Source organism: Nocardia sp. NPDC055321 (assembly GCF_053645575.1).
Window position 1 is genome coordinate 457326 of sequence record NZ_JBSHMS010000001.1, and the last position, 26025, is coordinate 483350.

The following is a 26025-nucleotide window of genomic DNA, read 5'->3' on the forward strand; positions in this document are numbered from 1 at the left end:
CATGCTCACACTCGCTTCCGCCGCCACCCGCCCGCACTCCGCGCAGCTCGACGTCGCCGCGGACCTGCTCACGCTGCTGGGCGATTCGACCACCGAACCCCGCCCCAACATCCAGCTCGAAGCCCTGACACTGGCGGTCGCCGCCGACCTCCCGGTCCTGCTGTGGGGTGAACCCGGCATCGGCAAGACCGCCGCCCTGACCCAGCTCGCCGAGTCCCTGGACCTGCCCCTCACCACCGTGATCGCGAGTGTCCATGAGCCGTCGGACTTCTCGGGTCTGCCCATCATCGGCGACGACCCGGCGCACAACGGCGTCCCGATGGCCCCGCCGGACTGGGCCGTCGACCTCTGCCGCGCCGGCCGCGGGCTGCTGTTCCTGGACGAACTCTCCACCGCCCCGCCAGCGGTCCAGGCCGCCCTGCTGCGCCTGGTCCTGGAACGCCGCATCGGCGCCCTCCAACTCCCGCCCGGCATCCGCATCGCCGCCGCCGCCAACCCGCGCTCGAGCGCGGCCGACGGCTGGGAACTGAGCCCGCCGCTGGCCAACCGATTCGTGCACCTGTACTGGAACCACGATCACGACGTGGTCGTCCGCGGCCTCGGCGGCACCTGGCCGCGGGCGACGCTGCCGGTCCTGGATCCCGAACTCCTCACCGGCGCTGTGGCTTTCGCCCGCCGCGCGGTGTGCGGCCTGCTCGCGGGCCGCCCCAAGCTCGTGCATCAGCTGCCGACCACCGAGACCCGCCGCGGCGGGGCCTGGCCGTCACCGCGCAGCTGGGAGATGACCCTGCGCTTGATCGCCTTCGCCACCGCGGCCGGCTCGACCCCCGACGTGCTGTCCCTGCTGATCCGGGGCGCCGTCGGGGACGGTCCCGGCTTCGAACTGCTCACCTGGATCGAGCGCATGGACCTGCCCGACCCGGAAACCCTGCTCGCCGATCCCGCCGCGGCCGACCTGCCCGAACGCGGCGATCTGCGCCAGGCGGTACTGGACGCCGTGGTGGCCGCGGTGCGCAAACGCCCGTCGCGGGAACGCTGGGACGCGGCCTGGGCGCTGCTGGTGAAGGCGGTGGAAACCGGTGCGCCGGACCTGGTCGTGGTGCCCGCCACGACGCTGGCCACCCTGCGCCAGGGTGATTGGGACGTCCCCGCCGCGATCGAGGATCTCGCCGCGATGGTGTCGGTCGCGCAGGAGGCGGACCGTGCCGCCGATCGCGTCAAGGCCGCGGTGAACCGATGACACTGGTACTCGATCTCGAAAAGCTCGCCGCCGCACGGCTCGTCGCGGTCCGGGCGCGGCCGTATCTGGCGACGGCGTTGTTCGCCATGCGGATCATCGACTCACCCCGGACACCGACCATGGCGGTCGACAGGTTCTGGCGCTGCTACGTCTCGGCGGGTTTCGTCGAGCGCACCCCCGTGGAGGATCTGGCGTCGGTGCTCGTGCACGAGGTCTCGCATCTGCTGCGCGACCACCACGGCCGCAGCGACCGATTCGCCAAGCGGCACAACCTGACCGGGCCCGCCGAACGCCTGCGCATGAACATCGCCGCCGACGCCGAGATCAACGACGACGCGTTCGGCGACGGCCTGATCCAGCCCGAGGGCGTCGTCCTGCCCGCCACCCTGAACCTGCCCGAGGGCGAACTCATGGAGGACTACCTGCACCAGTTCCGGCTCGGCCCGCGCACGGCCGCCATGGCCTGGCTCGACTGCGGCAGCGGCGCGGACGGCGCCGAGCGGGACTGGGATCTGGGCCCGGACGGGGCCGACGGACTCAGCGAACAGGAAACCGACGCCGTCCGATTCCGGGTGGCGCAGGGCATCATCGGCCGCCCCGGCAGCGCGCCCGCGGGCTGGCGGCGCTGGGCCGAGGACGCGGTGCACCCGCCGCAACCCTGGCGCGACCTGCTCGGCGCGGCCGTGCGCTCCGCGGTCTCGGCGGGCGGCGCCGGCGACGACTACACCTACGGCCGCCCCGCCCGCCGCGCGACGGCGCTGCCCGGCATCGTGCTGCCCAGCCTGCGCCGCACCCCGCCCCGCATCTGCGTCATCATCGACTCCTCCGCGTCGGTGAGCGACGCCGAACTCGGCAGCGCCCTGCTGGAAACGGCGGCCATCACCCGCGCCGCCGGCGGCCGCCGCGACCTGGTCACCGTGCTGTCGTGCGACGCCGCGGCCCGCGTCGCCGACCCCCTGTGCCGCGCCGAGGGCATACCGCTGATGGGCGGCGGCGGCACCGACCTGTGCGCGGGTTTCGCCAAAGCCCTGACTGCCCAACCACGCCCGGACGTGATCGTGGTGCTGACCGACGGCCAGACACCCTGGCCGACCAGCCGCCCGTCCTGCCGGACCGTGGTCGGCCTGTTCGGCCGCGAGCGCACCCGCTCGTGGCGCGAGGACTCGGAGTACGTGCCGGACAAACCCCCGGAGTGGGCCCGGGTGGTGCGTATCGGCTGAGCCGGGTGGGCCGCACCCGGCGCGAGAACCGCTGGGCCGCGGCTCAACCGGCGTGCAGGAGCACCTCGCCGGAATCGACCTTCCAGTACTTGCGGTTCAGCTGGGCCGTGCCGGCGCCGTCGGTGTACGGGACGAGCACCGGGAGGTTGTTCGTGGGTTTCAGCGTGGCCGACCAGGTTTCGACGCGGTCGGTGCACTGCAGGGTGATCCCGGGCGGGGAGCTCGCGAGCCCGATGGTGCCGCTACCGCTGGTGGCTATCGCGGCGGTGACATCGAGATAGCCGATGCCCGCCTCGCAGCGGTAGGTGCCGGTGGCCAGCAGGCCGTCGGCGGTGGGGGTAACGACCGCGTTCAGGGTGATGGACTCGACCTCGGGGCCCGCCGCGGCGGGCGCCGCGCAGAGTGCGGTGGCGGTGACCGCCGCGACCGCGAGCAGCGCGTGGGTGGATGTGAACACGACCGTCTCCTGACCGTTGATACCTGTCGAGCGCGGGAAGTTCGGCCTCGATCGTAGCCAGCGGCCGCCGGCGGGCGCGCCGCTTTCGGCCGGGCCGGGTCAGTACGCGCCGTCACTCGCCGCGACGGCGGTGATGGTCTTCTTGATGATCAGCAGGTCCTGGACCATGCTCCAGTTCTCCACGTACGACAGGTCCAGGCGGACCGACTCCTCCCAGGACAGATCCGAGCGGCCCGAGACCTGCCAGAGGCCGGTGACGCCGGGTTTGACGAGCAGGCGGCGGCGGACCTTGCCGTCGTAGCGCTCCACCTCGGTGCGCAGTGGCGGGCGCGGGCCGACCACACTCATTTCTCCGCGCAGCACGTTGATGAACTGGGGCAGCTCGTCCAGGCTGTAGCGGCGCAGCAGGCGGCCCACCGGGGTGACGCGGGGATCGTCGCGGATCTTGAAAAGCGGTCCGGCGCCCTCGTTCTCGGCGAGCAGTTCGGCCAGGGCGCTGTCGGCGTCGGCCCGCATGGTGCGCAGCTTGATCATCTGGAAGGGATGCCCGTTGCGGCCGATGCGCTCGGACCGGTAGAACACCGGACCGCGGCTGCTGACCTTGACGGCCACCGCGAGCATCACCATGAAGGGCGCCACCGCCAGCAGGGCGGTGAGGGCGAACAGGACGTCGAAAGCGGTCTTGCCGAACGACTTCGCGCGATCGTACTGCGGCTTCTGGATGTGCAGCAGTGGGAGATTGGCGATCGGCCGGATGGACAGGCGCTGATCAGCCACGTCGACCACGCCGGGCGTCACCACCAGATCCACGCCCAGCGGCGCGAGCTTCCACACCAGATCGTTGATGCCGCGCGGCCCCAGCTGCTCGGTGGCGGCGATGGCGACGGTGTCCGCCCCGGTCTCCCGAACCGCCTCCAGCACCGTGGATTCCGCACCGATCACCGGCAGCTCGACCTCCTCGATGATCTCGAAATCGGCCGGATCGAGCAGATAGGGGGAGTAGACGCCGACCACCGAGTACCCGACCGCCGGATCGCGGGCGAAGCACCGCATGATCTCGAGCGCCGAATCCCGGCGGCCCACAACGAGAACCGAGGTGAGGTAGCGCCCGGAACGGCGCTGACGCGCGGCGAACTTGCGCCAGCCCAGGCGATTCAGGATGAGACCCAGCAGGCCCACCGGCAGCGCGATGGCGAGATAGCCACGCGCGAACTCGATTCGAAGCAGCAGGGAGACGATGGCAATCAGGCCGAACAGCCGCATGGTCGCCGCGACGAGCCTGCGGTACTCCTCCGGCCCGGTGCCGATGATGGCGGTGGACCACACGTTTCCCACCGCGAGGAAGCTCACCCAGGCCAGCGCCAGCACGAGCGAGATGGCCGAATAGCCGATGCGGGCGTCGCCCGCCCAATCCAGCATCGGGTCGCTGCCGGGGTCGCCGAAGCGCAGGAATTGCGCCGCGGCCACGGCGGAGCAAACTACCAGCGCATCGGTAATCCGCAGTCGGCGAACGTATTCCGATTGCCAGCGGTCCTTGCCGGACCGCGGCGCGCCACCCCTGCGTTGCGTTCTTCGTCGAGTCTGTTCCTGGTCGATCCGGAAGGCCATCCTGCAGCTCCATCATGCGACACGTGAGTCTCGTGGTAGTCCCCCCGACCGGACGCCCAGCTGAATACTACTGGTTCTGTTCATCGTCCGGCCAGCATTGATCGCTACCGAATGACGCGAAATGCCAACGGGTTTGGTGTTTCTGTGGGTTTTCTGCGCCCGCCCGTGCGCGCCGCGGTCGCGAACGGAGCGTCCGGGACCGAGCGGCCGCACAGTGACACATCAAGTAAACAGCATTTACTAAACATGCTTCACAAAAAGGGTGTGGCGTGCTTCACTCCTGTGGACCGTGTTCCAAAGGAGGTACCGTGTCCCCTCGAATCATCAGCGCCGGTTTCGATTTCACCGATCCCGGCCTGCTCGCCACTCGGCTCCCGCTCGAAGAATTCGCCGAACTCCGGCGCACCGCCCGCCCGTACTGGAACCCGCAACCCCACGGGGTGAGCGGGTTCGACGACGGCGGCTACTGGGTGGTGACCAAACTTCAAGACATCAAGCACATCTCGAAACACCCCGAACTCTTCTCCTCGGAGGAGAACACCGCCGTCATCCGTTTCAACGGCGACATCACCCGCGACGAGATCGAGGTGCAGCGCTTCCTGATGCTCAATCAGGATCCGCCCCGGCACACCCAGCTGCGCCGCATCGTTTCCAAGGGCTTCACCCCGCGCGCGATCGAGAGCCTGCGCTCGGCTCTGCGCGAGCGTGCCGAGCGAATCGTGCACGCGGCCAAGAAAACCGGTGGCGGCGACTTCGTCGTCCAGGTCGCCAGTGAGTTGCCGTTGCAGGCCATCGCCGAACTCATCGGCGTGCCCCAGGAGGATCGCGGCAAGATCTTCGACTGGAGCAATCAGATGATCGGTTACGACGACCCGGAATTCGAGGGTGATCACCGGGCCGCCACCGCGGAGGTCATGGGCTACTCGTGGAACCTGGCCGAGACCAAACGCGCCTGCCCGATGGACGACATCGCCACGAGCCTGCTGGCGGCCGATGTCGACGGCGCCGGGCTCACCTCGGAGGAGTTCGCCTGGTTCGTGATCCTGCTGGCCGTGGCCGGCAACGAGACCACCCGCAACTCGATCACCCACGGCATGAAGGCGTTCGTCGACCATCCCGAGCAGTGGGAGATCTACCGTGAGCGGCGCCCGCGCACCGCGCCGGACGAGATCGTGCGGTGGGCGACACCGGTGGTTGCGTTCCAGCGCACCGTCACCGCCGATACCGAACTCGGCGGGCAGCAGCTGCGTAAAGGGCAGCGGGTGGGCATGTTCTACAGCGCCGCCAACTTCGACGACGAGCACTTCCACGAGCCGTTCGCGTTCGATGTCCTGCGCGATCCGAATCCGCACGTAGGATTCGGGGGTACCGGCACACACTTCTGCGTGGGGGCGAACCTGGCCCGGTTGCAGATCGACCTCATGTTCAACGCGATAGCCGACGTGATGCCGAACCTGCGCCAGCTCTCCGAACCGGTGCGGCTGCGTTCGGGCTGGCTCAACGGCATCAAGAGCTGGCAGGTCGCCTACGAGTGATGTCGCGGGCGGGACGGCGCTGACCAGCGGCCTTCTCCGCATACCGCACGGTTTGTGAACATGTTTTAGTAATACATGTTCACAAACCCGTGTGTGGTGTGGTTCACTGCTCGGGAACGTGTTCCAAAGGAGGTAACCGTGTCCGCGCCGACCAGCCCCGCCGGCTTCGATTTCACCGATCCCGATCTGCTCGCCACTCGACTGCCCGTCGAGGAGTTCGCCGAGCTTCGCCGTACCTCGCCTGTCGCCTGGGTTCCCCAGGCCGGCAGCGGATTCAAGGACGACGGCTACTGGGCCGTCACCAAACTCGAAGACATTCGCGAGATCTCGAAGAATCCCGAGGTGTACTCCTCCGAGGAGAACACCGCGGTCATCCGCTTCTACGACGACATCCTGCGCGAGGAGATCGAGGTTCAGCGCTTCCTGCTGCTGAACCAGGATCCGCCCCGGCACACCAAGCTGCGCCGCATCGTCTCCAAGGGCTTCACCCCGCGCGCGGTCGAATCGCTGCGCGCCGCCCTGCGCGACCGCGCGGAGAAGATCGTGCAGGAGGCCAAGGCGCAGGGCTCGGGCGACTTCGTCACCCAGGTCGCGTGCGAGCTGCCGCTGCAGGCCATCGCCGAGCTCATCGGCATCCCGCAGGAAGATCGCGGCAAGATCTTCGACTGGACCAACCAGATGATCTCCTACGACGATCCCGACTTCGAGGGTGACCACAAGGTCGCCACCGCCGAGGTCATGGGCTACTCGTGGAACCTGGCCGAGGGCAAGCGCGCGTGCCCCGTCGACCTGGACGCGCACGCGGACATCATGTCCACGCTGCTCGAGGCCGACGTCGACGGCGAGGGCCTGACCTCGGAAGAGTTCGCCTGGTTCGTGATCCTGCTGGCCGTGGCCGGCAACGAGACCACCCGCAACGCCATCACGCACGGCATGAAGGCGTTCGTCGACAACCCGGATCAGTGGGAGATCTACCGTGAGCAGCGCCCGCGCACCGCTCCCGACGAGATCGTCCGCTGGGCCACCCCGGTCATCGCCTTCCAGCGCACCGTCCTGCAGGACACCGTCCTCGGCGGCCAGGAGCTGAAGAAGGGCCAGCGCGTCGGAATGTTCTACTCCGCCGCCAATTTCGACGAAGAGCACTTCGAGAACCCGCATCAGTTCGACGTGCTGCGCAAGAACAATCCGCATGTTGGCTTCGGCGGCACCGGAACCCACTACTGTGTTGGTGCGAACCTGGCTCGCCTGGAGATCGACCTCATTTTCAACGCCATCGCCGATGTGATGCCGAACCTGAGCGAGGTGTCCGAGCCGGTCCGTCTCCGTTCGGGTTGGCTGAACGGAATCAAGAGCTGGCAGGTCAAGTACGAGTAAGCGATCATGGGGCCCGGCGTGACCACGTTGGGCCCACGCTTGTTCGCCGATGGAGACAGTGTGAGTGAACAACGCCGACGCGGCCGGATGCCTGCGGTCAGTGATGCAGACATCCGCCGCGTCGCGCGGTCACTGCTGGTGGAGCAGGGCCTGGAGGCGATTACGCTGCGGGCCATCGCGCGCGAGCTCGGTATCACCGCGCCCGCGCTCTACCGGTACTACGAATCGCGCGATCAACTCGTCGCCGCGGTGCGCACCGACGTGTGCGCCGACCTGGCGACCGATCTGGCCGCCGCGGTGCAGGGCCTGCCCGATGACGCCGGGGTGCGCTTCTTCGCCGTGTGCCGGGGCTTCCGGAGCTGGTCGCTGGCGCACGCGCGGGAATTCACGCTCGTCTTCGCGTCCCCCTCGGCCGCCGGATTCGGCAGTGCCATGCAGCAATTCGGCGAACCCGTCGGCCGGCTCTTCCTCGAGGCCGCCGGGCGCCTGCTCACCGACTACGACATCGTCACCCCGCCGGTGGAACTCATCCCCGGCGAACTGCGCGACGACCTGATCGCCTTCCAAACCGATCTGCTGCGCGTGCTGGCCGAGTCCGGGCAGAAGTTCCCGGCCGAGAAACTGGATCTGGGCGTGAGCTACGTGATGATCCAGTTCTGGGCCCGCCTCTACGGCCACGTCACCCTCGAGGTCTTCGGCAACTATCCGATTCCCATCGGCAATCCGGATGTGCTCTTCGACGCCACCCTCACCGATATCGGCCGCAGCATCGGCGTGACCGTCGGCTGAATACCGCGTGGCCGGACGGTGTCCGGCGCCCGGCTATTCGATTGGCCCGAAACGGTTTTGCTGTTACCCTCGGGCGGCTTCACACATACGAATATCGGGGGGCGATGATGCCGGGTGCATCCTCGGAGAAGCCTGCGCGCAGCAGGACACTGAAATCACGGCGGGTGACCTATGCCCTGCCGGCCGCGGTCGCGGTCTCACTGCTCATCACCGGATGCGGCGGCAGCAGCCGCCCGTCGACGCCGAAACCCGTGGTGAGCTCGACCACGGTCAAGGCCACCACCACGGCGCCCAAGACCACCTCGCCCGGCCTGAGCAAACCCCAGTCGCCCGCCACGACCACCGAACGCGGCGGTCTCGGCGGCAGCGGGGGCGGTGGCGGTGGCGGCGGCAGCTGAGTCACGTTCGCGCCGAACCGATCCCGGCCGCGCGTGGGATCGCCGCACCGAATCACGGTGCGGCGGTGCTCAACTCCCGGACTTGACCAGTTCACCGGCCGGGCGGGCGGGCGGCGCCTCGTCGTCGAGGATCGGCTCGCTCAGCCCGATGCGTTCCTGAATGCGCTTCATCCACGCCGGGGCCCACCACACGCGATCGCCGAGCAGCGACATCACCGCCGGCACCAGGAACATGCGCAGCACCGTGGCGTCGATGATCAGGGCGGCGATCATGCCGTAGGCGATGTACTGCATGAGAACCAGATCGGAGAACGCGAACGCGCCGGTGACGACCAGCAGGATCAGGGCGGCCGCGGTGATGATGCCGCCGGTCTGGATCGTGCCGGTGCGGATGGCCTCGTTCGTGCTCGCGCCGCGGGCGCGGGCCTCGACCATGCGCGAGACCAGGAATATCTCGTAGTCGGTGGACAGGCCGTAGATGATGGCGGCGATCAGCACCAGAATCACGGCCTGACCGGGCTGCGGGGTGAAGTCCAGGACCTCCGCGCCGTGCCCGTCGACGAAGATCCAGGTCACGATGCCCAGGGTGGAGCCGAGCCCGAGACCGCTCATCAGCACGGCCTTGATCGGCAGCACCAGCGACCCGAAGGTCAGGAACATGAGCAGGGTCGTCGCCAGCAGGACCACCGCGATCATCCACGGCATCACGGCCAGCAGCGCGTCGATCGTGTCCTTCTGCAGCGCGGGCACACCGCCCACGAGCAGGCGCGTGCCCTCGGGAACGTCGAGCCCGCGCAGATATTCGATGGTCTCGCCGGCGTCGTTGATGTCCTGCACCGGCGCCTGGGTCCGGTAGATGTGCGGATCGACCGCCGATCGAGCGGGAATGTCGAACCGCCCCAGCAGGCCCGGCGCCAGATTCGCGAGATCCCAGAGCGGGCCGACCGCCGCGGAGGTATCGGAGACGAAGACGATCTCGAGCGGATCGGTCTTGCGCAGCGGGAAGTGCGCGTCGATCTCCTCGACCGCCTGCCGGGTCGCGTTGCTCGGGGGCAGATACTTCTCGCTGAATCCGCCGAAGACGAGATTCTGGATCGGCAGGATCAGCAGCACCAGCGCCAGGAAGATGGGGATCGCGATCTTGGCCGGATGGCGCAGCACCCACGAGGTGCTGCGCGCCCAGAACCCGCGCTCGAGCTGTGCGGCGGTGGGGGCGCGCCGGAATCGGGCCAGGCCGAACAGATCCACGCGCGGCCCGAGCACCGCCAGCATCGCGGGCAGCACCGTGAGCGCGGTGATGGCCGCCAGTGTCACCGTCGCGATCGCGCCGTAGGCGATGGACTTGAGGAACTCCTGCGGAAACAGCAGCAGCCCACCCAGACTCGCCACGATGATCGTCGCCGAGAAGACCACCGTGCGGCCCGCGGTCATGACCGTGCGCCGCACCGCGGCCGGGGTGCCGTGCCCCGCGGCCAGCTCCTCGCGGAACCGGCTCACGATGAACAGCCCGTAGTCGATGGCCAGCCCGAGCCCGATCATCGACACGACCGGGGTGACGAAGTAGTTCACCTCGGTGAAGCCGGCCAGGTAGCGCACCACGCCGAACGCGCCGAGCACCGTGAGCAGGCCGATGATCAGCGGCAGCGACGCGGCGACCAGGCCGCCGAAGATGAAGAACAGCAGCAGCCCCACCAGCGGAATGGCGAGCAGTTCCATCCGGTGCAGATCATCGGCGATGGTGTCGTTGAGCGTCACCGCAACGGGCTGCATACCGCCGACCCGGACATCCACCCCCGGGATCTCGAAGGCGTGCTCGACGGCCCGGTAGTTCGCGCCCAGATCGCCGTCGGTCTCACCGCGCAGGGCGATCGCGGCCAGGGCGCGGGTGCGGTCCTCGGTGGCCAGTGCGCTACTGGTGCTGCCGGTTTCGGTGCGCCAGTACGAGGCGAACACCCCGTCGATCTGGTTCGGGTACGCGCGCGGCAGCTCGTCGAGATGGCTCACGATCGTCGCCGCGAAATCCGGGTCGTCGACGGTCTTGCCCGGGGGCGCGGTGAAGAGCACGACCACGTCGACCGCGTGACTGCGGCCGAACGCCCCGGCGGCCAGATTCGCGGCCTCGGTCGATTCGGAATTCGGATCGAACAGACCACCACCGGTCACGTGATTGCCCAGGTCGCGGCCGTATGCGCCGAGTCCGAGCAGTACCGCCACCATCACACCGATGATGAGAAACCGGCCGCGGTAGGCCAGCTCACCCCATCGTCCGAACAGATCCATGAGTCACGGTAGCAAGCAAGATCGGCGTCGCCGCGCGTCAGGGTCGCGTCTTCGCTTGTGCGCCAGTGGGTTACGTGATGTATCCCACATTCGGCTCGGTCAGGGTCTGACCGATCGGGCCGCATGACCCCCGGTCGAGACCAGCCCCCGCAGTCGTGGCCGGCGAATCGAGCCGAATCGCAACAGGATTCGCGGCCGCCGCAGATCGCGCGCCATCCACTCGCCGAGGGTCACGCCCGCGGCCAGCGCGCAGCCCACCGCCAGGGCGCTGAACAGCTGATTGATACCCAGCAACTGCTCGTCGTTGAGCAGCGCGTACAGACCGCGGTAGACCCGCAGGCCCGGCAGCAGGGGAGTGATGCCCGCGACCGCGACCACCAGCGGCGGGGTCAGCGCCCGGCGAGCCAGCAGACCACCGGCCAGGCCGACCACCACGGCCGCGACGCCCGAGGACACGATGGGCCCGAATCCGGCCTCCTGCACCAGCAGATACACCACGATCGCGGCCGCGCCGCTGAAGGCCGCCGCGGCCAGCGCCCGCCGTTCGGCGTAGCAGGCCAGGGCGAACGCGAGCGAGGTGATCGCGCCCGCGAGCAGTTTGAGCGGCAGGTTCGTCAGGTCGCGCGACGAGCTCATCTCGACCGTCGGCACCGTGAGGTGCAACAGCTCGGCCACCCGCAGCGTCAGCACGATGCCCGCGATGATGCCGCCGGTCATCATGACCACCTCGAGCATGCGGGCCGCCGCGGTGATGGGCGCGCCGGTGATGGCGTCCTCGACCGCGCCGACCAGCTGTAAACCGGCCAGCAGCACCGAGATTCCGGCCGCGATGATCAGCGAGGGATCCAGGTGCAGATCGCGCAGGAAGGTCGAGACCAGCACCGCGGGCAGGGCCGCGATCATGCCGCCCATCATGTGCTGGAAGAAGAAGGGCAGCCCGCGATGGTTCAGCCGGCGATTGACGCGGTCGATCGCCGTGGTGGCGGCGAAGCTGATGAGCGCGATGAGCAATCCGCCGTTGAGCAGCAGCGCGATCGCCGCCGCCATGAGCGCCCAGCCGAAGGTCGCCACCCAGCGGTTGTAGGGGTGCGGCGCGGTGGTGATGTCCTCGAGCGCCGCGAGGGCCTCGTCCGGCGGGGGCAGCTCCCGGCGGATGCGGCGGGTCAGCCGGTCGACCGCGGCGAGCCGGGTGAAATCGAGCGAGCGGTAGTGCACCACGCGCATGGTGCTCGCGGGCGGCAGCGCCGGGCCGCGTTCGGCGGAGATGCGAATCGAGTTGTAGGTGACGTCGATATCGCATTTCAACCCGTAGGTGGAGGCGATGAAATCGACCTGATCGGTGGTGTCGGTGACCGCGGTGCCCGCCGACAGCACGACCTCTCCGACCCGCTCGGCCAGATCCAGGACCTGTGTCACCTTGGCGTCGTCGGACAGATCGATGGGCTGGACCGGGGCGGGCGCCTCCACGACCGCGTCGGCGGTGGCGATCCGTTCGGCGACCGCCCGATCGACCACGCGGGACACCAACCGCCGCCACCGGCCGGGCCCGCTCACTTGGGCACCAGGATCTGTAAGGACCTCGTTGCTCACAAAGTGAAAACTACACGCGTGCGATAGATCACCAGGTTGAGCGCGACCGGGGCAGTAGGTTTGAAATATGGCAACCGGTGATGATCGGATAGCGGACGAACTACGGGCGGCCTTGGATGGGCCCTGGCGTGCGGTGCGGGAGAAGGCCCGCGCACACCTGGACGACGAACGCCTCTACGGCGACCCCTACCTCGATTACAAAGCGGCGCGCGAACGCGTGCTCGAGCAGATGCATCTCGTGTCTTCGTTCGGCTGGGCGGAGATGGGTTTCCGGCGGGAGGAGGGCGGCACCCTCGACCCGGGCGGCGCGGTCACCGCGCTCGAGATGCTCGCCTACACCGACCTCTCGCTCTGGGTGAAGTGCGGTGTGCAGTGGGGCCTGTTCGGCGGCGCGGTGGAGAACCTCGGCACCGAACGCCATCGCGACTACGTGCGCAAGCTGCTGCCGCTGGAACTGCTCGGCTGCTTCGCGATGACCGAGACCGGGCACGGCAGCGACGTGGCCAACCTGGAGACCACCGCGACCTACGATCCCGCCACCCAGGAATTCGTGGTGCACAGCCCCACCGCCTCCGCGCGCAAGGACTACATCGGCGGCGCGGCCGAACACGCCCGCATGGCAGCGGTTTTCGCGCAGCTGGTGACCGGCGGCAAGAGCGAGGGCGTGCACTGTTTCCTGGTGCCGATCCGCGACGAGCAGGGCAACGACCTGCCCGGCGTGACCACCTCGGACTGCGGCCTCAAGGGCGGTCTGCCCGGGGTCGACAACGGCCGAATCATGTTCGACCAGGTGCGAATTCCGCGCGAGAACCTGCTCAACCGGTACGCCGACGTCGAAGTGGACGGCACCTACAGCTCCGAGATCGAGAACCCGAGCCGGCGCTTCTTCACCACCCTCGGCACCCTGGTGCGCGGGCGGGTGAGCGTGGGCGGCGCGGCCGCCGCCGCGGCCCGGGTCGCGCTGACCATCGCGGTGCGCTACGCCGAACAGCGCCGCCAGTTCGCCGATCCCGACACCGGCGAAGAGACCGTGCTGATGGACTACCGCAGCCATCAGCGCCGCCTGCTGCCGCTGGTGGCGCGGGCGTACGCGCTGCAGTTCGCGCAGAACGACCTGGTGCTGCGCATGCACCTGGTGCAGACCGGGCAGCACGTCGACCCCAGCGCGCAGCGCGCCCTCGAGAAGCGCGCGGCCGGATTCAAGGTCGCCCAGACCCGGCACGCCACCCGCGCCATTCAGGAATGCCGCGAAGCCTGCGGCGGCGCCGGGTATCTCACCGAGAACCGCCTCGTCACGCTCAAGGCCGACTCCGATGTCTTCACCACCTTCGAGGGCGACAACCTCGTCCTGACCCAGCTGGTCGCCAAGGATCTGCTCACCGCGTACTCCAACGAGGTGCGCGATCTCGACGCCATGGGCTGGGTGCGCTTCGCCGCCACCATGACCCGCGACGCGGTGCGCGAGACCTCCGGTGTGCGCCAGCTGATCCAGCGCCTGCGCGATCGCTCGGACGAGAGCGTGGACGACAGCGACCTGTCCCGCCGCGATGTGCAGCTGCAGCTGTTCGCCGACCGCGAGGACTACCTGGTGCGCACCGCCGGGCATCGACTTCGCGCGCGGGCCAAGGACACCGGGCCGTTCGAGGCGTTCAACAACGCCCAGGACCACATCCTGGCCGCGGGCACCGCGCACATCGACCGGCTGGTGCTGGAGGCGTTCATCGAGGGCATCGCGAACATCGAGGACCCCGAGGCGCGCGAGCTCGCGGACAGCGTGTGCGATCTGTTCGTGTACTCCACCATCGAGGAGAACCAGAGCTGGTACATCATGCACCGGTTCATGTCGGTGGAACGCGCCAAGAACGTGCGGCGCGGGGTGAACGAGCTCGTCGATCGGCTGCGCCCGCACGCGAGCACCCTCGTCGGCGGGCTGGGCGTGCCGGACAACCTGTTGCACGCGGCCATGCTCGAACCCGCGGGCGACCCGGCGGTGACGAGCGCCGAATAGTACCTCCACCGGCGCGAATTACTCTACTACACGGCGTAGTTGAGAGGTTTGCCACAAGTCGTTCCGATCACCCCCGCCACCCCGTCAGGATGAGCCCGACAGGCCCCTGACGGGGCGGGGGAGCGGACAACGAGGTGGAGTACATGTCGACGACGATGACGGCGCGCGAGGGACGGGGATGATCACCGGACTCGCGGGCCCCGCCATGCGCCGGCCCAAACTGATCCTGATCATCGTCGGCATCGCCTTCCTGATCTGCGGGGCCATCGGCTCCATGGCCACCGGGCGGCTCACCAACGGCGGCTTCGTGGCCGCGGATTCGCAATCCGAGCGGGTCACCGAGATCCTCGAACGCGACTACGGCATCTCCGGAATGCAAGTGGTGTTCACCGTCGAATCCGACGGCGGCGCACAGGGTTCGGCCGCGGCCGCGCGCGGCCGCGAGATCACCGACCGGCTCGGCGGCGACGACCGGATCGACAAGATCGTCTCGCCCTGGACCGAGCCGGCCATGGCGTCGATGCTGACCAGCGACGACGGCAGGATCGGGCTGATCATCGCCACGGTGCTGGGCAGTGAGAAGGACGGGCCCGCGCATGCCGCGGAGCTGGCCGAGGAGCTGACCGGGGCGCGGGACGGGGTCACCGTGCACGCGGGCGGGCAGGCGATGGTCTGGTCCGAGACCGAGACCGAGACCCAGAAGGATCTCGTGCTCGCCGAGGCCATCGCGCTGCCGCTGACCTTCCTGCTGCTGATGTGGTTCCTCAGAAGCGCTGTGGCGGCGGCGATTCCGTTCATCACCGGGGTGGCCGCCATCGCGGGCACCAGCGCGGTGCTGTACCTGCTGACCTTCGCGGTCGACCTGTCGATCTTCGCCCTCAACATCACCACCGCCATCGGGCTCGCGCTGGCCATCGACTACTCGCTGCTCATCATCGGCCGCTATCGGGAAGAGATAGCCAACGGCCGGGACAAACAGCGGGCGCTCGAGCTGGCCATGCAGCGCGGCGGCCGGGCGGTGGCCTTCTCCGGCCTCACCGTCGGCATCGCCCTGGTGGGAATGTCGTTCTTCCCCATGGCCTTCCTGCGCTCGCTGGCCTACGCCGGACTGGCCGTGGTGCTCATGTCCATCGTGCTCACCCTGACCCTGGTGCCCGCGCTGCTGACCCTGCTGGGCGACCGCATCAACCGCAAACCGCTGCGCGAGGCCACGCCGGTGGAACAGAGCCTGCTGTACCGGATCGCGCGCACCGTGCAGCGCCGGCCCGCGCTGTGCGCCCTGCCGATCCTGGCGCTGCTGGTCCTGCTCGGCTCGCCCATCCTCGGGCTGAAGATGGGACTGCCCGACGAGCGCGTGCTGCCGACCTCGCTGGAATCGCGCCAGGTCGGAGATCTGTTGCGGGACAGGTTCTCCGACAACGCCCTGGGCAAGGTGCAGATCATCGTCGCGGCGCCCGAGCGCGACGGCGCGGTGCCCGATCTGCGCGAATACCAGGCCGCGCTGTCCGAAGTCGCCGACGTGCGATCGGTGACCGGCCCGGCCGGCGTCTACGCCGGCGGCGAACTGCGCGCGCCCGCCGGACCCGGGACCACGGCCCCCGACAGCGCCTACCTGGTGGTGGCGACCGGGCTCGACCCGTATTCCGAAGCGGGACAACGACAACTCGACGCCCTGCACGCGGTGCCCGAACCGGACGCGACCGTGCTGTTCGGCGGCTTCGCCCAGCAGACCGCGGACAGCTCCGCCAACATCGCGCAGGGCTTCCCCTACGCGGTCGTGTGGATCGCGGTGATCACGTTCATCCTGCTGTTCCTGCTCACCGGCAGCGTGGTGCTCCCGCTCAAGGCCCTGCTGCTCAATATCCTGTCGCTGTCGGCGACCTTCGGCGCGCTGGTCTGGATCTTCCAGGACGGGCACCTGGGCGGGCTGGGCACCGCGGCCACCGGATACACCATCGCGACCATCCCGGTGCTGCTGTTCTGCGTGGCCTTCGGACTGTCCATGGACTACGAGGTGTTCCTGCTGGCCCGGTTCACCGAGGAATGGCAGCACTCGGACAAGACGCGACAGGCCAACGACGACGCCGTCGCACTGGGCATCGCCCGCTCCGGTCGCATCGTCACCGCCGCGGCCCTGCTCATGGCCGTGATCTTCCTGGGCATCTCGGCCAGCGGGGTCACCATGAACCGCATGCTCGGCCTCGGCCTGGCCCTGGCGGTGCTCATGGACGCCACCCTGGTCCGCATGATCCTGGTCCCGGCCTTCATGCGGCTCATGGGCACCGCCAACTGGTGGGCGCCCGCGCGCTCGCGCGGTTTCCTGGAGAAGGCGGCGCTGCGCGAGTGAGACCGGCGCGGGCGCTATCGTCCTGACGGTGACCCGTTCGACCACACCCGTTCCCGCCCCGCGGCGGCGATCGGCCCGCCGCGGGGCGCTGCCGCTGCTCGCGCTGATCGCCGCCGTCGTCACCATCGTTGTGCCGCTGTCGTTTCCGGACGGTGGCGGCGCGAACGGGCTGGATCGCGCGGTGGGGGAGCACATTCACGCGTCGCTGGACGGGCACCGCGGCGTCTACGACCTGCTCGTCGCGCCGAGCAACTGGTACGTGGTCACGGCGCTGCTGTTCGCCGGCGTCGGCTGGTTCGCCTGCCGCCGGCGGTGGCTGGCCGCCGGATTCGTGCTGCTCGCACCGGAACTCGCCCTCATCGTGAACACGCTGCTGCTCAAACCGCTCTGGGATCGATCGCTGCACGACTATCTCGCCTACCCGAGCGGGCACACCGTGCACCTGGTTGCGGTGGCGACCGCGGTGGCGCTGGTCAGCGAATCGGATCGAGTGCGCGTCGCGATCGCGGTGCTACTGGCGGTGACGCTGCCGCTGGTCCTGATCGGGATGACCGGACTCGGTTACCACCATCCCACCGACGTGCTCGGCGGGACGGCCGCGGCCATCGCCATGGTGACCGCGGCGTACCTGCCGCTGCGTGCGCGCGTGCTCAGAGCGGGCCGTACTGGACCGCCGCCGCGAGAATGAAGTACACGAACCACAGCACCGCGATGATCATGCCGAGCAGCAGCAGGAAACGCATCACGCCCCGGCCCGCCGACAGCTCCCCGGCCTCGCGCGGATACAGCTTCGAGGGACTGAACCACGGTGAGGGCACGGTGAACCGGTGCCCCTCGTCCACCTCGCGCTCGAGCCGCGCCTGCTCCTCGGCGTAGGCCTCGGCCTGCGCCTGCTGCGGGCCGCCGTGCCACAGCGTGATGTCCACCGGGCCCAGGAAGCCCTCGTTGATCAGATCCTGCGGCGCGGGCAGATACGGCAGGATGCCCAGACCGCGGAACGCCCACGCCACATCGTTGGCCGACCACTGCGGCCGACCGCGCGAGGACAGCGCGGTGAAGTACTCGTGCAGCGTGGCCGGATCATCGCCCACCAGCACCTGGAAACTGGGATCGCTCCACAGCTGCTGCACCCGCACACCGGACCCCGGCGGCGGCACCACCAGCACCGCGCCGTTCACCACGCGCTGCCCGAGCCCGCGCTCGGCGAACCAGTTCTGCAGGGCGAAGGTGTGATCGCGGGACTTGTCCAGCGGGGTGCGCTTGTCGCCGCCCTCGAAGGTGATCAGCTTCTCCGCGACCCGCCACGGGCCGTTGAGCGGGACCTCGAGCTCACCGTCGAGCTTCTCGACCAGCGCCTCGGCCTCGATGACCACGCAACTGGTCGGGGTCCAGATCACCGCGTCGAACGGATAGAGCCGATCGCCGTGGAAGAGACTGCAATTGACCGTCGCCACACCGTGCGGGTCGTTGCCGCCCTTCCAGGTGCGCAGCCAGTCGATCAGCGTCTTCTCGGCGTGCGTCTGCGGGGGATTCTGTACTCGAACGAGCATCGGCTCTGCCTTCCTCGTCGAATCGTTAGCGGTAATGGTACGGAGACTCCGCACCGGCAGGACAGATTTGGCGCCCGTCGCTGTGTCGGTGGGCGGTGCGGGGGATCAGCCGGCGTCCACGGGCACCCGGCCGTCCTTGACCGCGGTCACCAGCTCGGCGTGATCGGCCTCGGTCCGGTCGGCGTACCGCACCGCGAACGCGGCCACCGCGTCGTCGAACGGTTCACCGTCGCTCAGATAGCCGGCCACCAGCCGCGGATCCACCGAGCGCGCGTGCGCGCGGGCCAGCAGCGCGCCCGCCAGCCGCCCGTAATCGTCGAGGTGGTCGGCGTCCAGGGCCGCGAGATCGATGCTGCCCTTGAGGTTTCGGAACTGGCGCACGACGAACGGCAGCTGCACGCCGCCGATCCGCAGCGAGGTCCAGCCCAGCAGGATGTCGGTCTCGGCCTGAACGTGCCTGGCGCCCTGCACGATTCGCTCGCCCTCGTGCCGCGGCGGCACCGGCGGCAGGAACGGGGTCAGCGCGGAGGGCCCGGCCTGCTTGACCTGCAGCACCAGCACCTCGTCGCCGTTGCCGTGCAGCAGCACCAGGTAACTGTGCAGGCCCACGCTGCCGGTGCCGACGATGCGGAAGGCCACGTCGGTCACCGAGAACCGGCCGATCAGATTGCGCCGCGACTCGCGCAGCGTGCTCACGTAGTCGGTGAGCCCGTCGATCACCGCCTCGACCACCGGTTCGCCCACGGCGGTCAGCAGCGGCGGATCGGGCACGAATCTGCGCTTGCGGTGCCCGGTGTGATGGTCCTCGAGGTGCTCGGTCCACTTGCGCACCACTTTGGCGCTGTTGTTCTTGCGGGCCTTCTTCGCCGCCTTGCGGAAGTCGTCCAGCAGCGCGTCCGCGCTGGACTTCGCGATCACCGACTCGTCCGGCAGCGCGGTCCACGAGGTCAGGAAGGGCTGTCCGGCCAGTTCGGTGATCGCCTGGCGGTAGGAGTTGGCGGCGTCGGCGGCCGCGGCGCGGCACTCGGCCTCGCTCGCCCCGCCCTCGCGGCCCGCCAGCACCAGGCTCGCGGCCAGCCGCTCCAGATCCCACTCCCACGGACCGAGCACGGTCTCGTCGAAATCGTTGATGTCCATGACGATCTCGCCCCGCGGGGTGCCGTACAGCCCGAAGTTGGCGGCGTGCGCGTCACCGCACAGCTGCGCGGACAGTCCGCTGGTCGGGCCCGCCGCCAGATCCGCGGCCATCAGCCCCGCCGAACCGCGGAAGAAGGAGTACGGGGACGCGGCCATGCGCGCCACGCGCAGCGGAACCAGATGGTCGAGCCTGCCGCGATTGCTGATCTCGAGGAATTCGAGCACGCCGGGCCGATCCGGCGCGGCCGCAGCCCGGTCCCGGGACGTGACCGGCGTGCGATCGCGCAGCGCCCGGCCGCGTTCCCATACCTCCTCGGCCGAGACGGGGGTACGGAAGTCGATCACATTGGAGCACACGACAATCCAACTTACCGGTGTGTACGGGCCCGCGCCTAGCCGAGCGGACGCCCGCGGACGCCCGTTCGGTGAGACCCCGGACACACCCCGGCCGGCCCGGGTATCGGACCGGCCGCCGGCGCTCAGGCCACCGGGAAGATCGGCAGCCGCAGCGCGCCGGGCGCGAACTCGGGCACGGTCGGCTGCTTGGGCTGGACCGGCGCGATGCGGCGATAGGCCGCGCCCAGTTCGGGACGCGGATCGGCCTCATCGCGATTGGGCCAGAACGCCATCGCGCGCTCGGCCTGGGCGGTGATCGTCAGCGACGGGTTCACGCCCAGATTCGCGGTCACCGCGGACCCGTCGGCCACGTGCAGGCCCGGGTACCCGAAGACCCGCTGATACGGATCGACCACACCCGACTCCGGGCCCTCGCCGATGACGCAGCCGCCGATGTAGTGCGCGGTCGCCGGGATGTTGAACACGTCCATGATCAGGCTCTGCACGTCGCCGCCGACCTTGGACCCGAAGCGCCGCCCGACATCGTGGGCCACCGGCAGCCAGGTCGGATTCGGCTGACCCGTGCCCTGCCTGGTCTTGAGCTGCCCCCATTTGCGGTACGAGGTGAGCGAGTTGTCCAGGGACTGCATGACCAGCAGGATCACCGACTTGTCCGAGGCGTTGCGGGCGTTGAGACTGCGCGCGAACACCACCGGGTGCAGCAGGATCGCCAGCAGGAAGCGCAGGAAGCGGAACGCGCCGCCGTCGACGATCGGCACCGACAGCGGGAACAACCCGTTCTGGCCCTTGCCGTAGTGGCAGACCTCGATGTGGGTGTTGGGCTCGGGGTGGATCGAGGACGTGATGGCGATGCCCTGGGCGAAATCGTCGCGTTCGCGGCTCACCACATTCAAGATCGCCTCGGAGTTGGAGCGGGTCAGTTCGCCCAGTCGCGGGGACAGATTCGGGAGCACTTTCTCGTCCCGCATCTTGTGCAGCAACTTCTGAGTTCCCAGCGCGGCAGCCGCGAACACGACCTGTTCGGCGGTGAAGGTCTTGCGGTCCTTGCGAACCCAGCGATCCGAGCGCGCGGTCTCGAGCGCGTACCCGCCGCCGGTCATCGGCCGCACCTTGGTGACGGTCCGCAGCGCGAACACCGCCGCGCCCGCCTGCTCGGCCAGATACAGGTAGTTCTTGGGCGTGGTGTTCTTGGCGTTGTGCGGGCAGCCGGTGAAACAGCGCGCGCAGTGCACGCAGCCGTTGCGCCGGGGGCCGACCCCGCCGAAGTACGGGTCGTCGACCTCGGTGCCCGGATCGCTCTCGTTGAAGAACACGCCCACGTTGGTGGCGTGGAAGGTGTCCGAGACCCCCAGGTCCTCGGCGACCGCGCGGATCACCTCGTCGGCGGGGGTCATCCGCGGGTTCGGGGTGACCCCGAGCATGCGCTGGGCCTGGTCGTAGTAGGGCGCGAGCTCGGCTTTCCAGTCGGTGATGTGCGCCCACTGGCGGTCGGTGTAGAAGTCCGGCAGCGGCTCGTAGAGGGTATTGCCGTAGATGAGCGAGCCGCCGCCGACACCGGAGGCGGAGAAGACCGCGCACTTGCCGAGCACGCTGATCCGCTGGGTGCCCGTCATGCCCAGGCGCGGGGCCCAAATGGCTTTGCGCACATTCCAATTGGTCTTCGGGATATCCTCGGCGTTCCAGCGACGGCCGGATTCGAGTACGGCGACCCGGTAACCCTTCTCGGTCAGGCGCAGCGCGCTCACGCTGCCGCCGAAACCGGAGCCGATCACAACGACGTCGTAGTCGAAGTCGGGCATGGTTTGTCCTCTCGCATGCCGGGATGTAAATGAGGCAGTTCCCAACTCATTCTGTCACCCGTGTTCTATGGCGGAGACCATATCGGTTCGCGGAACGACCGGCATATTCACGCGCGCGGCGCGGGTGCGGCGGCGTGCCCGGATGGTCAGCGGGCCCCGATCGGTGTAAGAACCTGGTGGTGACAACCGAGCGCAACCACGCCGAACCGGTGTACAGCGACCGCATCCTCACCGTCCCCAATGTGCTCAGCACCATCCGGCTGATCGGCGTTCCGGTGCTGCTGTGGCTGCTGCTGGTGCGCGAGGCCGACGGCTGGGCCTTCGCCCTGCTCATCGCGAGCGGCATCACCGACTTCCTCGACGGCAAGCTCGCGCGCCTGCTCGATCAATCCTCCAAACTGGGTGCCATTCTCGACCCGCTGGTGGACCGGTTGTACATGGTGGCGACCCTGGGCGCCTTCCTGATTCGCGGCATCCTGCCCTGGTGGCTGGTGCTGATTCTGGTGCTGCGCGAAGCGATCCTGGCCGCCACGCTCGTCATCTACCGGCGCCGCGATCTGCCGCCGCCGGACGTCATCTACCTGGGCAAAGCCGCCACGTTCGGCCTCATGTCCGCGCTGCCCTGGCTGCTCGCCGGCCAGATGGACTGGGCCGCCGCGGGATTCGGCCGCGCCTTCGGCGGCGCGTTCCTGGTCTGGGGCACCGCGGTGTACGTCTGGACCGGCATTCTCTACGTGGGCAAGGCCATCGCCGTGGCCCGAGCCATACCGGCCGCACCGAGTGGTCATCGCTAGCCATTAGGGTGTGTGCACACGGATCGAGGAAGATCCCGAAAGGACGCCCGTTGAAAGGACACCGCCTGTGAGCGACCTACCCGATGACCTGCGCTACACCGAAGAACACGAATGGGTGCGCATCACCGGTCCCGCCCGCGTGCGGGTGGGCATCACCGACTACGCGCAGTCACAGCTCGGCGATGTCGTCTTCGTGCAGCTGCCCGAAGCGAATGCCGATGTGGCCAACGGGGACAGCATCGCGGAAGTGGAGTCGACCAAGAGCGTCTCCGACATCTACGCTCCGCTGGCCGGGAAAGTCGTTGCGGTGAACGAGGTTCTGACCGCCGCGCCGGAAACCCTGAACACCGATCCTTACGGCGACGGGTGGATCTTCGAACTCGAACTCGACTCCGAGGAAGTGCTCGAAGCCGCCTACGGTGACCTGCTCGATGCCGCAGGTTATCAAGGAGTTATCGGAGGCTGAACCAGCCTTCACAGTTCTACCTGCACGGGCACGCCCCAGCAGGGTACGGTCAATGCCAACAGATGTGCGGTAGCCGATGCCCCGGGATTTCCGGACTCGCCCAACGCGAGAGCGCCCGGCGATCGACACTCTGAGGGCATCAACTGCTTGCATGGATTAATTCGGTTCGAGGAGGAGAGCAAGGGTGAGCGAGAACAAAGACCCGGGTTACCAGGAGACAGCAGCTGAGACCACATCGGTGTTCCGTGCTGATTTCCTGAACGAGGTCGAACCGTCGCGCACCGAGCAGCAGCCCGGCAGCGAGGCGCCGGTCGGGGTCGAGGGTCTGCCCGCGGGCGCGGCCCTGCTGGTGGTCAAGCGCGGGCCGAACGCGGGTTCGCGGTTCCTGCTCGATCAGCCCACCACCTCCGCGGGACGCCACCCCGACAGCGACATCTTCCTGGACGATGTCACCGTCAGCCGTCGCCACGCGGAGTTCCGCCAGGACGACGACACCTTCCAGGTCGTCGATGTGGGCAGTTTGAACGGCACCTACGTGAACCGGGAGCCGGTGGATTCGTCGGAGCTGCAGAACGGCGACGAGGTGCAGATCGGCAAGTTCCGGCTCGTCTTCCTCACCGGTCCGCGCCCCGCGTCGAGCGATTCGGCGGCGGGCGCGCTATAGGACCGAGCGGAATGACAGGCGCAGCGCAGTGGACGCGCGGAGGTATGTCGATCGGCTCCGTGCTGGATTTGCTGCGTCCGGATTTCCCGGACATCACCATCTCGAAGATCAGGTTCCTCGAATCGGAGGGCCTGATCAGCCCGGAGCGCACCGCTTCGGGCTACCGCAGGTTCCACGTCGCGGACGTGGAACGCCTGCGGTTCGTGCTCACCGCGCAGCGGGATCAGTACCTGCCGCTCAAGGTGATCAAGGAACAGCTGGAAGCGATCGACAGCGGGGCCGCGACGCTCGGGGTACGGGAAGCCCGTGCCCGAGCGCTCGGGGAGGCCTCGCTCGTGGACGGCGCCGCGGCGCCGGCGCCCGGCCCGGCTCGATTGAGACGGCTGGGCGTCGTGCCGGGTGAGGTTTCGCCGGAGGAACTCCGGTTCGATCACGAAATCCGGGTTCCCCGTGCGGATCTGCTGCAGCAGGCGGGCATCGACGAGAAGTTCCTGACCGAACTCATCCGCGCCAACCTCATCACCCCCGGCGCCGCCGGCTACTTCGACACCGACGCCGTCACGCTGGCGCGCACCGCCAAAGCGTTGAGCGAATTCGGTTTGGAGGCACGGCATCTGCGGGCTTTCAAGCTCGCCGCCGATCGTGAGGCGGCCATGGTCGCCCAGATCGCCGCACCCATCGCCAAGAGCCGCGACGCCGACGCCCGCGCCCGCGCGGAAGAGACCGTGCGCGAGTTGGCGGCATTGTCGCTGACGCTGCACACCTGCCTCGTGAAAGCCTCTGTGCGCGCTTCCCTCGGGGGCTGAAATCTTCGCCTAGACTCGGTGATACGGCTGGCCTTGCAGTTCCTGGCGGGCAGCTTGCGAGTATGGGAGGCAGTGCGATGAGTGAGCGCAGTAGGCGAATCAGTCAACACAGTGCGGCTTCGCGCATGGTCGCTGGCAGCGCTGGGCGGGCACGGCGATGAGCGAGATGCGTGTGATCGGCATTCGTGTCGAACAGCCACAGAACCAGCCCGTGTTGTTGCTTCGCGAAGTGTCCGGCGATCGGTACCTACCGATCTGGATCGGGCAGGCGGAGGCGACCGCCATCGTGCTCGAACAGGAAGGCGTGACGCCGATTCGGCCGCTGACCCACGATCTCATCAAGATCCTGATCAAGGATCTCGGGCACACCTTGAAAGAGGTGCGGATCGTGGATCTGCAGGAGGGCACCTTCTACGCCGACCTGATCTTCGAGAACGATCTGCGCGTCTCGGCGCGGCCTTCGGATTCGGTTGCCATCGCGCTGCGCGTGGGGTGCCCGATCTACGCGGAGGAACCGGTGCTCGAGGAAGCCGGACTGGTCATGCCGGACGAGCGCGAGGACGAAGTCGAGAAGTTCAAGGAGTTTCTCGAATCGGTGTCACCGGATGATTTCAAGGCGACCGATAGTTAGACGGATCGGGGCGACGGGCATTTCGGGCGTTTGTCCGACTGCCCGTCGCAGTCGTATCCGGGGGGCGGCCGAATTGTTATCTCGACCTGTACTTAAGGTCTAGAAACACGCCGCTCATCACGCTTGGTTCAACGCCGATACTCCCTAGACAATCAGGAGAGTAGCCTCGACAGTCAGGCCACGCTCCACGCGTCGATGCAGTGTTGATATTTGGGACACGTTCACCTTCGGGACACGAGCCCTGATAGGCCAGCAGTAAGGGAGTAGTCAGTGGGAGACCAACCGCAACCGCAGGATGTGGTGCAGCCAGGGCTGTTCCCCGATGACACGGTTCCGGACGAACTCGTCGGATACCGCGTGCCCAGCGCCTGCCAGGTGGCTGGGATCACGTATCGGCAGCTCGACTACTGGGCCCGCACCGGACTCGTGGTGCCATCGATCCGCAGCGCCACCGGATCGGGCAGCCAGCGCCTGTACTCCTTCAAGGACATCCTGGTCCTGAAGATCGTCAAGCGACTGCTCGACGCCGGCATCTCGCTGCAGAACATCCGCATCGCCGTGGACCACCTCCGCAGCCGCGGCGTCGAGGACCTGGCCGGGATCACCCTGTTCTCCGACGGCACCACCGTGTACGAGTGCTCCTCGCCCGAGGAGGTCGTCGATTTACTGCAGGGCGGACAGGGCGTGTTCGGCATCGCGGTCAGCGGCGCCATGCGCGAGCTCACCGGCGCGATCGCCAACTTCCCGGCCGAACGGGCCGAACCCAACACCACGGTTTCCGACCGGCCCGAGGACGAGCTGTCCTTCCGGCGCAAGGCCCGGATGAACCGCAAGACCGGTTAGCCGGTCCGCGCTCCACACCCGGCGAACGCGCCACCGCGAAGGTGGCGCGTTCGCCGGTTCCGGGGGGCTTCCGAACACCCCGGAACAGTGTAACAGGGCCCGGCAACAATATCGGAACCGGGCGGCCCGTAG

At 68.4% G+C, this 26025-nt stretch carries 22 protein-coding genes; 15 read left to right on the top strand and 7 right to left on the bottom strand.

Annotated elements, in window-relative coordinates; all coding sequences use genetic code 11:
- The first annotated feature begins 1 nt into the window (after position 1).
- Both ACWIGI_RS02065 and ACWIGI_RS02070 read left to right on the top strand, forming a co-directional pair.
- Positions 2 to 1240: an AAA family ATPase gene (locus ACWIGI_RS02065; protein WP_454200474.1), complete on the top strand. Its 1239-nt coding sequence runs from the start codon at positions 2 to 4 to the stop codon at positions 1238 to 1240.
- A complete protein-coding gene (locus tag ACWIGI_RS02070) occupies positions 1237 to 2460 on the top strand; it encodes a vWA domain-containing protein (protein ID WP_454200475.1) in 1224 nt (407 codons plus the stop codon). Before ACWIGI_RS02065 ends, ACWIGI_RS02070 begins: the two co-directional genes overlap by 4 nt.
- A 43-nt stretch (positions 2461 to 2503) precedes the next feature.
- On the opposite strand, the gene ACWIGI_RS02075 is transcribed toward ACWIGI_RS02070, so the two are convergent.
- Positions 2504 to 2917 (bottom strand): hypothetical protein, encoded by a 414-nt coding sequence (locus ACWIGI_RS02075; RefSeq protein WP_454200476.1) that lies wholly within the window; start codon positions 2915 to 2917, stop codon positions 2504 to 2506.
- Positions 2918 to 3016: 99 nt separating this feature from the next.
- Complete coding sequence (locus ACWIGI_RS02080; protein ID WP_454200477.1) at positions 3017 to 4525, bottom strand: sugar transferase; 1509 nt, start codon at positions 4523 to 4525, stop codon at positions 3017 to 3019.
- A 308-nt stretch (positions 4526 to 4833) separates the two neighbouring features.
- Here ACWIGI_RS02080 and ACWIGI_RS02085 point away from each other — a divergent pair, with 308 nt between their 5' ends.
- The 4 genes from ACWIGI_RS02085 (at position 4834) to ACWIGI_RS02100 (ending at position 8621) form a co-directional block, all read left to right on the top strand.
- Positions 4834 to 6060 (top strand): cytochrome P450, encoded by a 1227-nt coding sequence (locus ACWIGI_RS02085; protein WP_454200478.1) that lies wholly within the window; start codon positions 4834 to 4836, stop codon positions 6058 to 6060.
- A gap of 138 nt (positions 6061 to 6198) precedes the next feature.
- Positions 6199 to 7434: a cytochrome P450 gene (locus ACWIGI_RS02090; protein ID WP_454200479.1), complete on the top strand. Its 1236-nt coding sequence runs from the start codon at positions 6199 to 6201 to the stop codon at positions 7432 to 7434.
- 60 nt (positions 7435 to 7494) lie between these two features.
- Positions 7495 to 8223 carry a TetR/AcrR family transcriptional regulator gene (locus ACWIGI_RS02095; RefSeq protein WP_454200480.1) on the top strand — a complete coding sequence of 243 codons (729 nt, stop codon included), beginning with the start codon at positions 7495 to 7497 and terminating at the stop codon, positions 8221 to 8223.
- A 164-nt stretch (positions 8224 to 8387) separates the two neighbouring features.
- The gene (locus ACWIGI_RS02100) at positions 8388 to 8621 is read left to right on the top strand and encodes a hypothetical protein (RefSeq protein ID WP_454200481.1); all 234 of its coding nucleotides are present in this window, start codon (positions 8388 to 8390) and stop codon (positions 8619 to 8621) included.
- A 69-nt stretch (positions 8622 to 8690) separates the two neighbouring features.
- Here the strand turns inward: ACWIGI_RS02100 and ACWIGI_RS02105 are convergent, their stop codons facing one another.
- Together ACWIGI_RS02105 and ACWIGI_RS02110 are read right to left on the bottom strand one after the other, a co-directional pair.
- Positions 8691 to 10901 (bottom strand): MMPL family transporter, encoded by a 2211-nt coding sequence (locus ACWIGI_RS02105; protein WP_454200482.1) that lies wholly within the window; start codon positions 10899 to 10901, stop codon positions 8691 to 8693.
- Positions 10902 to 11000: 99 nt separating this feature from the next.
- Positions 11001 to 12455: a threonine/serine ThrE exporter family protein gene (locus ACWIGI_RS02110; protein ID WP_454200483.1), complete on the bottom strand. Its 1455-nt coding sequence runs from the start codon at positions 12453 to 12455 to the stop codon at positions 11001 to 11003.
- 103 nt (positions 12456 to 12558) lie between these two features.
- On the opposite strand from ACWIGI_RS02110, the gene ACWIGI_RS02115 reads away from it, so the two are divergent.
- The 3 genes from ACWIGI_RS02115 to ACWIGI_RS02125 all read left to right on the top strand — a co-directional run bounded on the left by ACWIGI_RS02115 (position 12559) and on the right by ACWIGI_RS02125 (position 17534).
- Positions 12559 to 14499 carry an acyl-CoA dehydrogenase family protein gene (locus tag ACWIGI_RS02115; protein ID WP_454200484.1) on the top strand — a complete coding sequence of 647 codons (1941 nt, stop codon included), beginning with the start codon at positions 12559 to 12561 and terminating at the stop codon, positions 14497 to 14499.
- Between the two features lie 178 nt (positions 14500 to 14677).
- Entirely contained in the window at positions 14678 to 16846 is a 2169-nt protein-coding gene (locus tag ACWIGI_RS02120; protein WP_454200485.1) for an MMPL family transporter, read from the top strand.
- A gap of 28 nt (positions 16847 to 16874) precedes the next feature.
- Complete coding sequence (locus ACWIGI_RS02125) at positions 16875 to 17534, top strand: phosphatase PAP2 family protein (protein WP_454200486.1); 660 nt, start codon at positions 16875 to 16877, stop codon at positions 17532 to 17534.
- On the opposite strand, the gene ACWIGI_RS02130 is transcribed toward ACWIGI_RS02125, so the two are convergent.
- The 3 genes from ACWIGI_RS02130 to ACWIGI_RS02140 all read right to left on the bottom strand — a co-directional run bounded on the left by ACWIGI_RS02130 (position 17497) and on the right by ACWIGI_RS02140 (position 21689).
- A complete protein-coding gene (locus ACWIGI_RS02130) occupies positions 17497 to 18396 on the bottom strand; it encodes an NERD domain-containing protein (RefSeq protein WP_454200487.1) in 900 nt (299 codons plus the stop codon). The genes ACWIGI_RS02125 and ACWIGI_RS02130 overlap by 38 nt on opposite strands.
- Positions 18397 to 18501: 105 nt before the next feature.
- Positions 18502 to 19890, bottom strand: a complete 1389-nt coding sequence (locus tag ACWIGI_RS02135) for a DUF2252 domain-containing protein (RefSeq protein WP_454200488.1) — start codon at positions 19888 to 19890, stop codon at positions 18502 to 18504.
- 122 nt (positions 19891 to 20012) lie between these two features.
- On the bottom strand, positions 20013 to 21689 hold the full coding sequence (locus ACWIGI_RS02140) for a GMC oxidoreductase (RefSeq protein ID WP_454200489.1): 1677 nt from the start codon (positions 21687 to 21689) through the stop codon (positions 20013 to 20015).
- Between the two features lie 179 nt (positions 21690 to 21868).
- Here ACWIGI_RS02140 and ACWIGI_RS02145 point away from each other — a divergent pair, with 179 nt between their 5' ends.
- The 6 genes from ACWIGI_RS02145 (at position 21869) to ACWIGI_RS02170 (ending at position 25893) form a co-directional block, all read left to right on the top strand.
- Positions 21869 to 22483: a CDP-alcohol phosphatidyltransferase family protein gene (locus ACWIGI_RS02145; RefSeq protein ID WP_454200490.1), complete on the top strand. Its 615-nt coding sequence runs from the start codon at positions 21869 to 21871 to the stop codon at positions 22481 to 22483.
- A gap of 67 nt (positions 22484 to 22550) precedes the next feature.
- The gene (gcvH, locus tag ACWIGI_RS02150; protein WP_354988583.1) at positions 22551 to 22949 is read left to right on the top strand and encodes a glycine cleavage system protein GcvH; all 399 of its coding nucleotides are present in this window, start codon (positions 22551 to 22553) and stop codon (positions 22947 to 22949) included.
- Between the two features lie 184 nt (positions 22950 to 23133).
- Entirely contained in the window at positions 23134 to 23613 is a 480-nt protein-coding gene (gene garA / locus ACWIGI_RS02155; protein ID WP_354988584.1) for a glycogen accumulation regulator GarA, read from the top strand.
- 11 nt (positions 23614 to 23624) lie between these two features.
- Positions 23625 to 24419 (top strand): transcriptional regulator FtsR, encoded by a 795-nt coding sequence (ftsR, locus tag ACWIGI_RS02160; RefSeq protein WP_454200491.1) that lies wholly within the window; start codon positions 23625 to 23627, stop codon positions 24417 to 24419.
- A gap of 157 nt (positions 24420 to 24576) precedes the next feature.
- The gene (locus ACWIGI_RS02165; RefSeq protein WP_354988586.1) at positions 24577 to 25050 is read left to right on the top strand and encodes a bifunctional nuclease family protein; all 474 of its coding nucleotides are present in this window, start codon (positions 24577 to 24579) and stop codon (positions 25048 to 25050) included.
- A gap of 270 nt (positions 25051 to 25320) precedes the next feature.
- Complete coding sequence (locus tag ACWIGI_RS02170) at positions 25321 to 25893, top strand: MerR family transcriptional regulator (protein WP_354988587.1); 573 nt, start codon at positions 25321 to 25323, stop codon at positions 25891 to 25893.
- The last annotated feature ends 132 nt before the right edge of the window (positions 25894 to 26025 follow it).

Bases quoted from the DNA above. Each gene is read 5' to 3' on its own strand.
- ACWIGI_RS02065 (WP_454200474.1), top strand. From the start codon at position 2: ATGCTCACACTCGCTTCCGCCGCCACCCGCCCGCACTCCGCGCAGCTC.
- ACWIGI_RS02070 (WP_454200475.1), top strand. From the start codon at position 1,237: ATGACACTGGTACTCGATCTCGAAAAGCTCGCCGCCGCACGGCTCGTC.
- ACWIGI_RS02080 (WP_454200477.1), bottom strand. From the start codon at position 4,525: ATGGCCTTCCGGATCGACCAGGAACAGACTCGACGAAGAACGCAACGC.
- ACWIGI_RS02105 (WP_454200482.1), bottom strand. From the start codon at position 10,901: ATGGATCTGTTCGGACGATGGGGTGAGCTGGCCTACCGCGGCCGGTTT.
- ACWIGI_RS02115 (WP_454200484.1), top strand. From the start codon at position 12,559: ATGGCAACCGGTGATGATCGGATAGCGGACGAACTACGGGCGGCCTTG.
- ACWIGI_RS02120 (WP_454200485.1), top strand. From the start codon at position 14,678: ATGATCACCGGACTCGCGGGCCCCGCCATGCGCCGGCCCAAACTGATC.
- ACWIGI_RS02130 (WP_454200487.1), bottom strand. From the start codon at position 18,396: ATGCTCGTTCGAGTACAGAATCCCCCGCAGACGCACGCCGAGAAGACG.
- ACWIGI_RS02140 (WP_454200489.1), bottom strand. From the start codon at position 21,689: ATGCCCGACTTCGACTACGACGTCGTTGTGATCGGCTCCGGTTTCGGC.
- ftsR (WP_454200491.1), top strand. From the start codon at position 23,625: ATGACAGGCGCAGCGCAGTGGACGCGCGGAGGTATGTCGATCGGCTCC.
- ACWIGI_RS02165 (WP_354988586.1), top strand. From the start codon at position 24,577: ATGAGCGAGATGCGTGTGATCGGCATTCGTGTCGAACAGCCACAGAAC.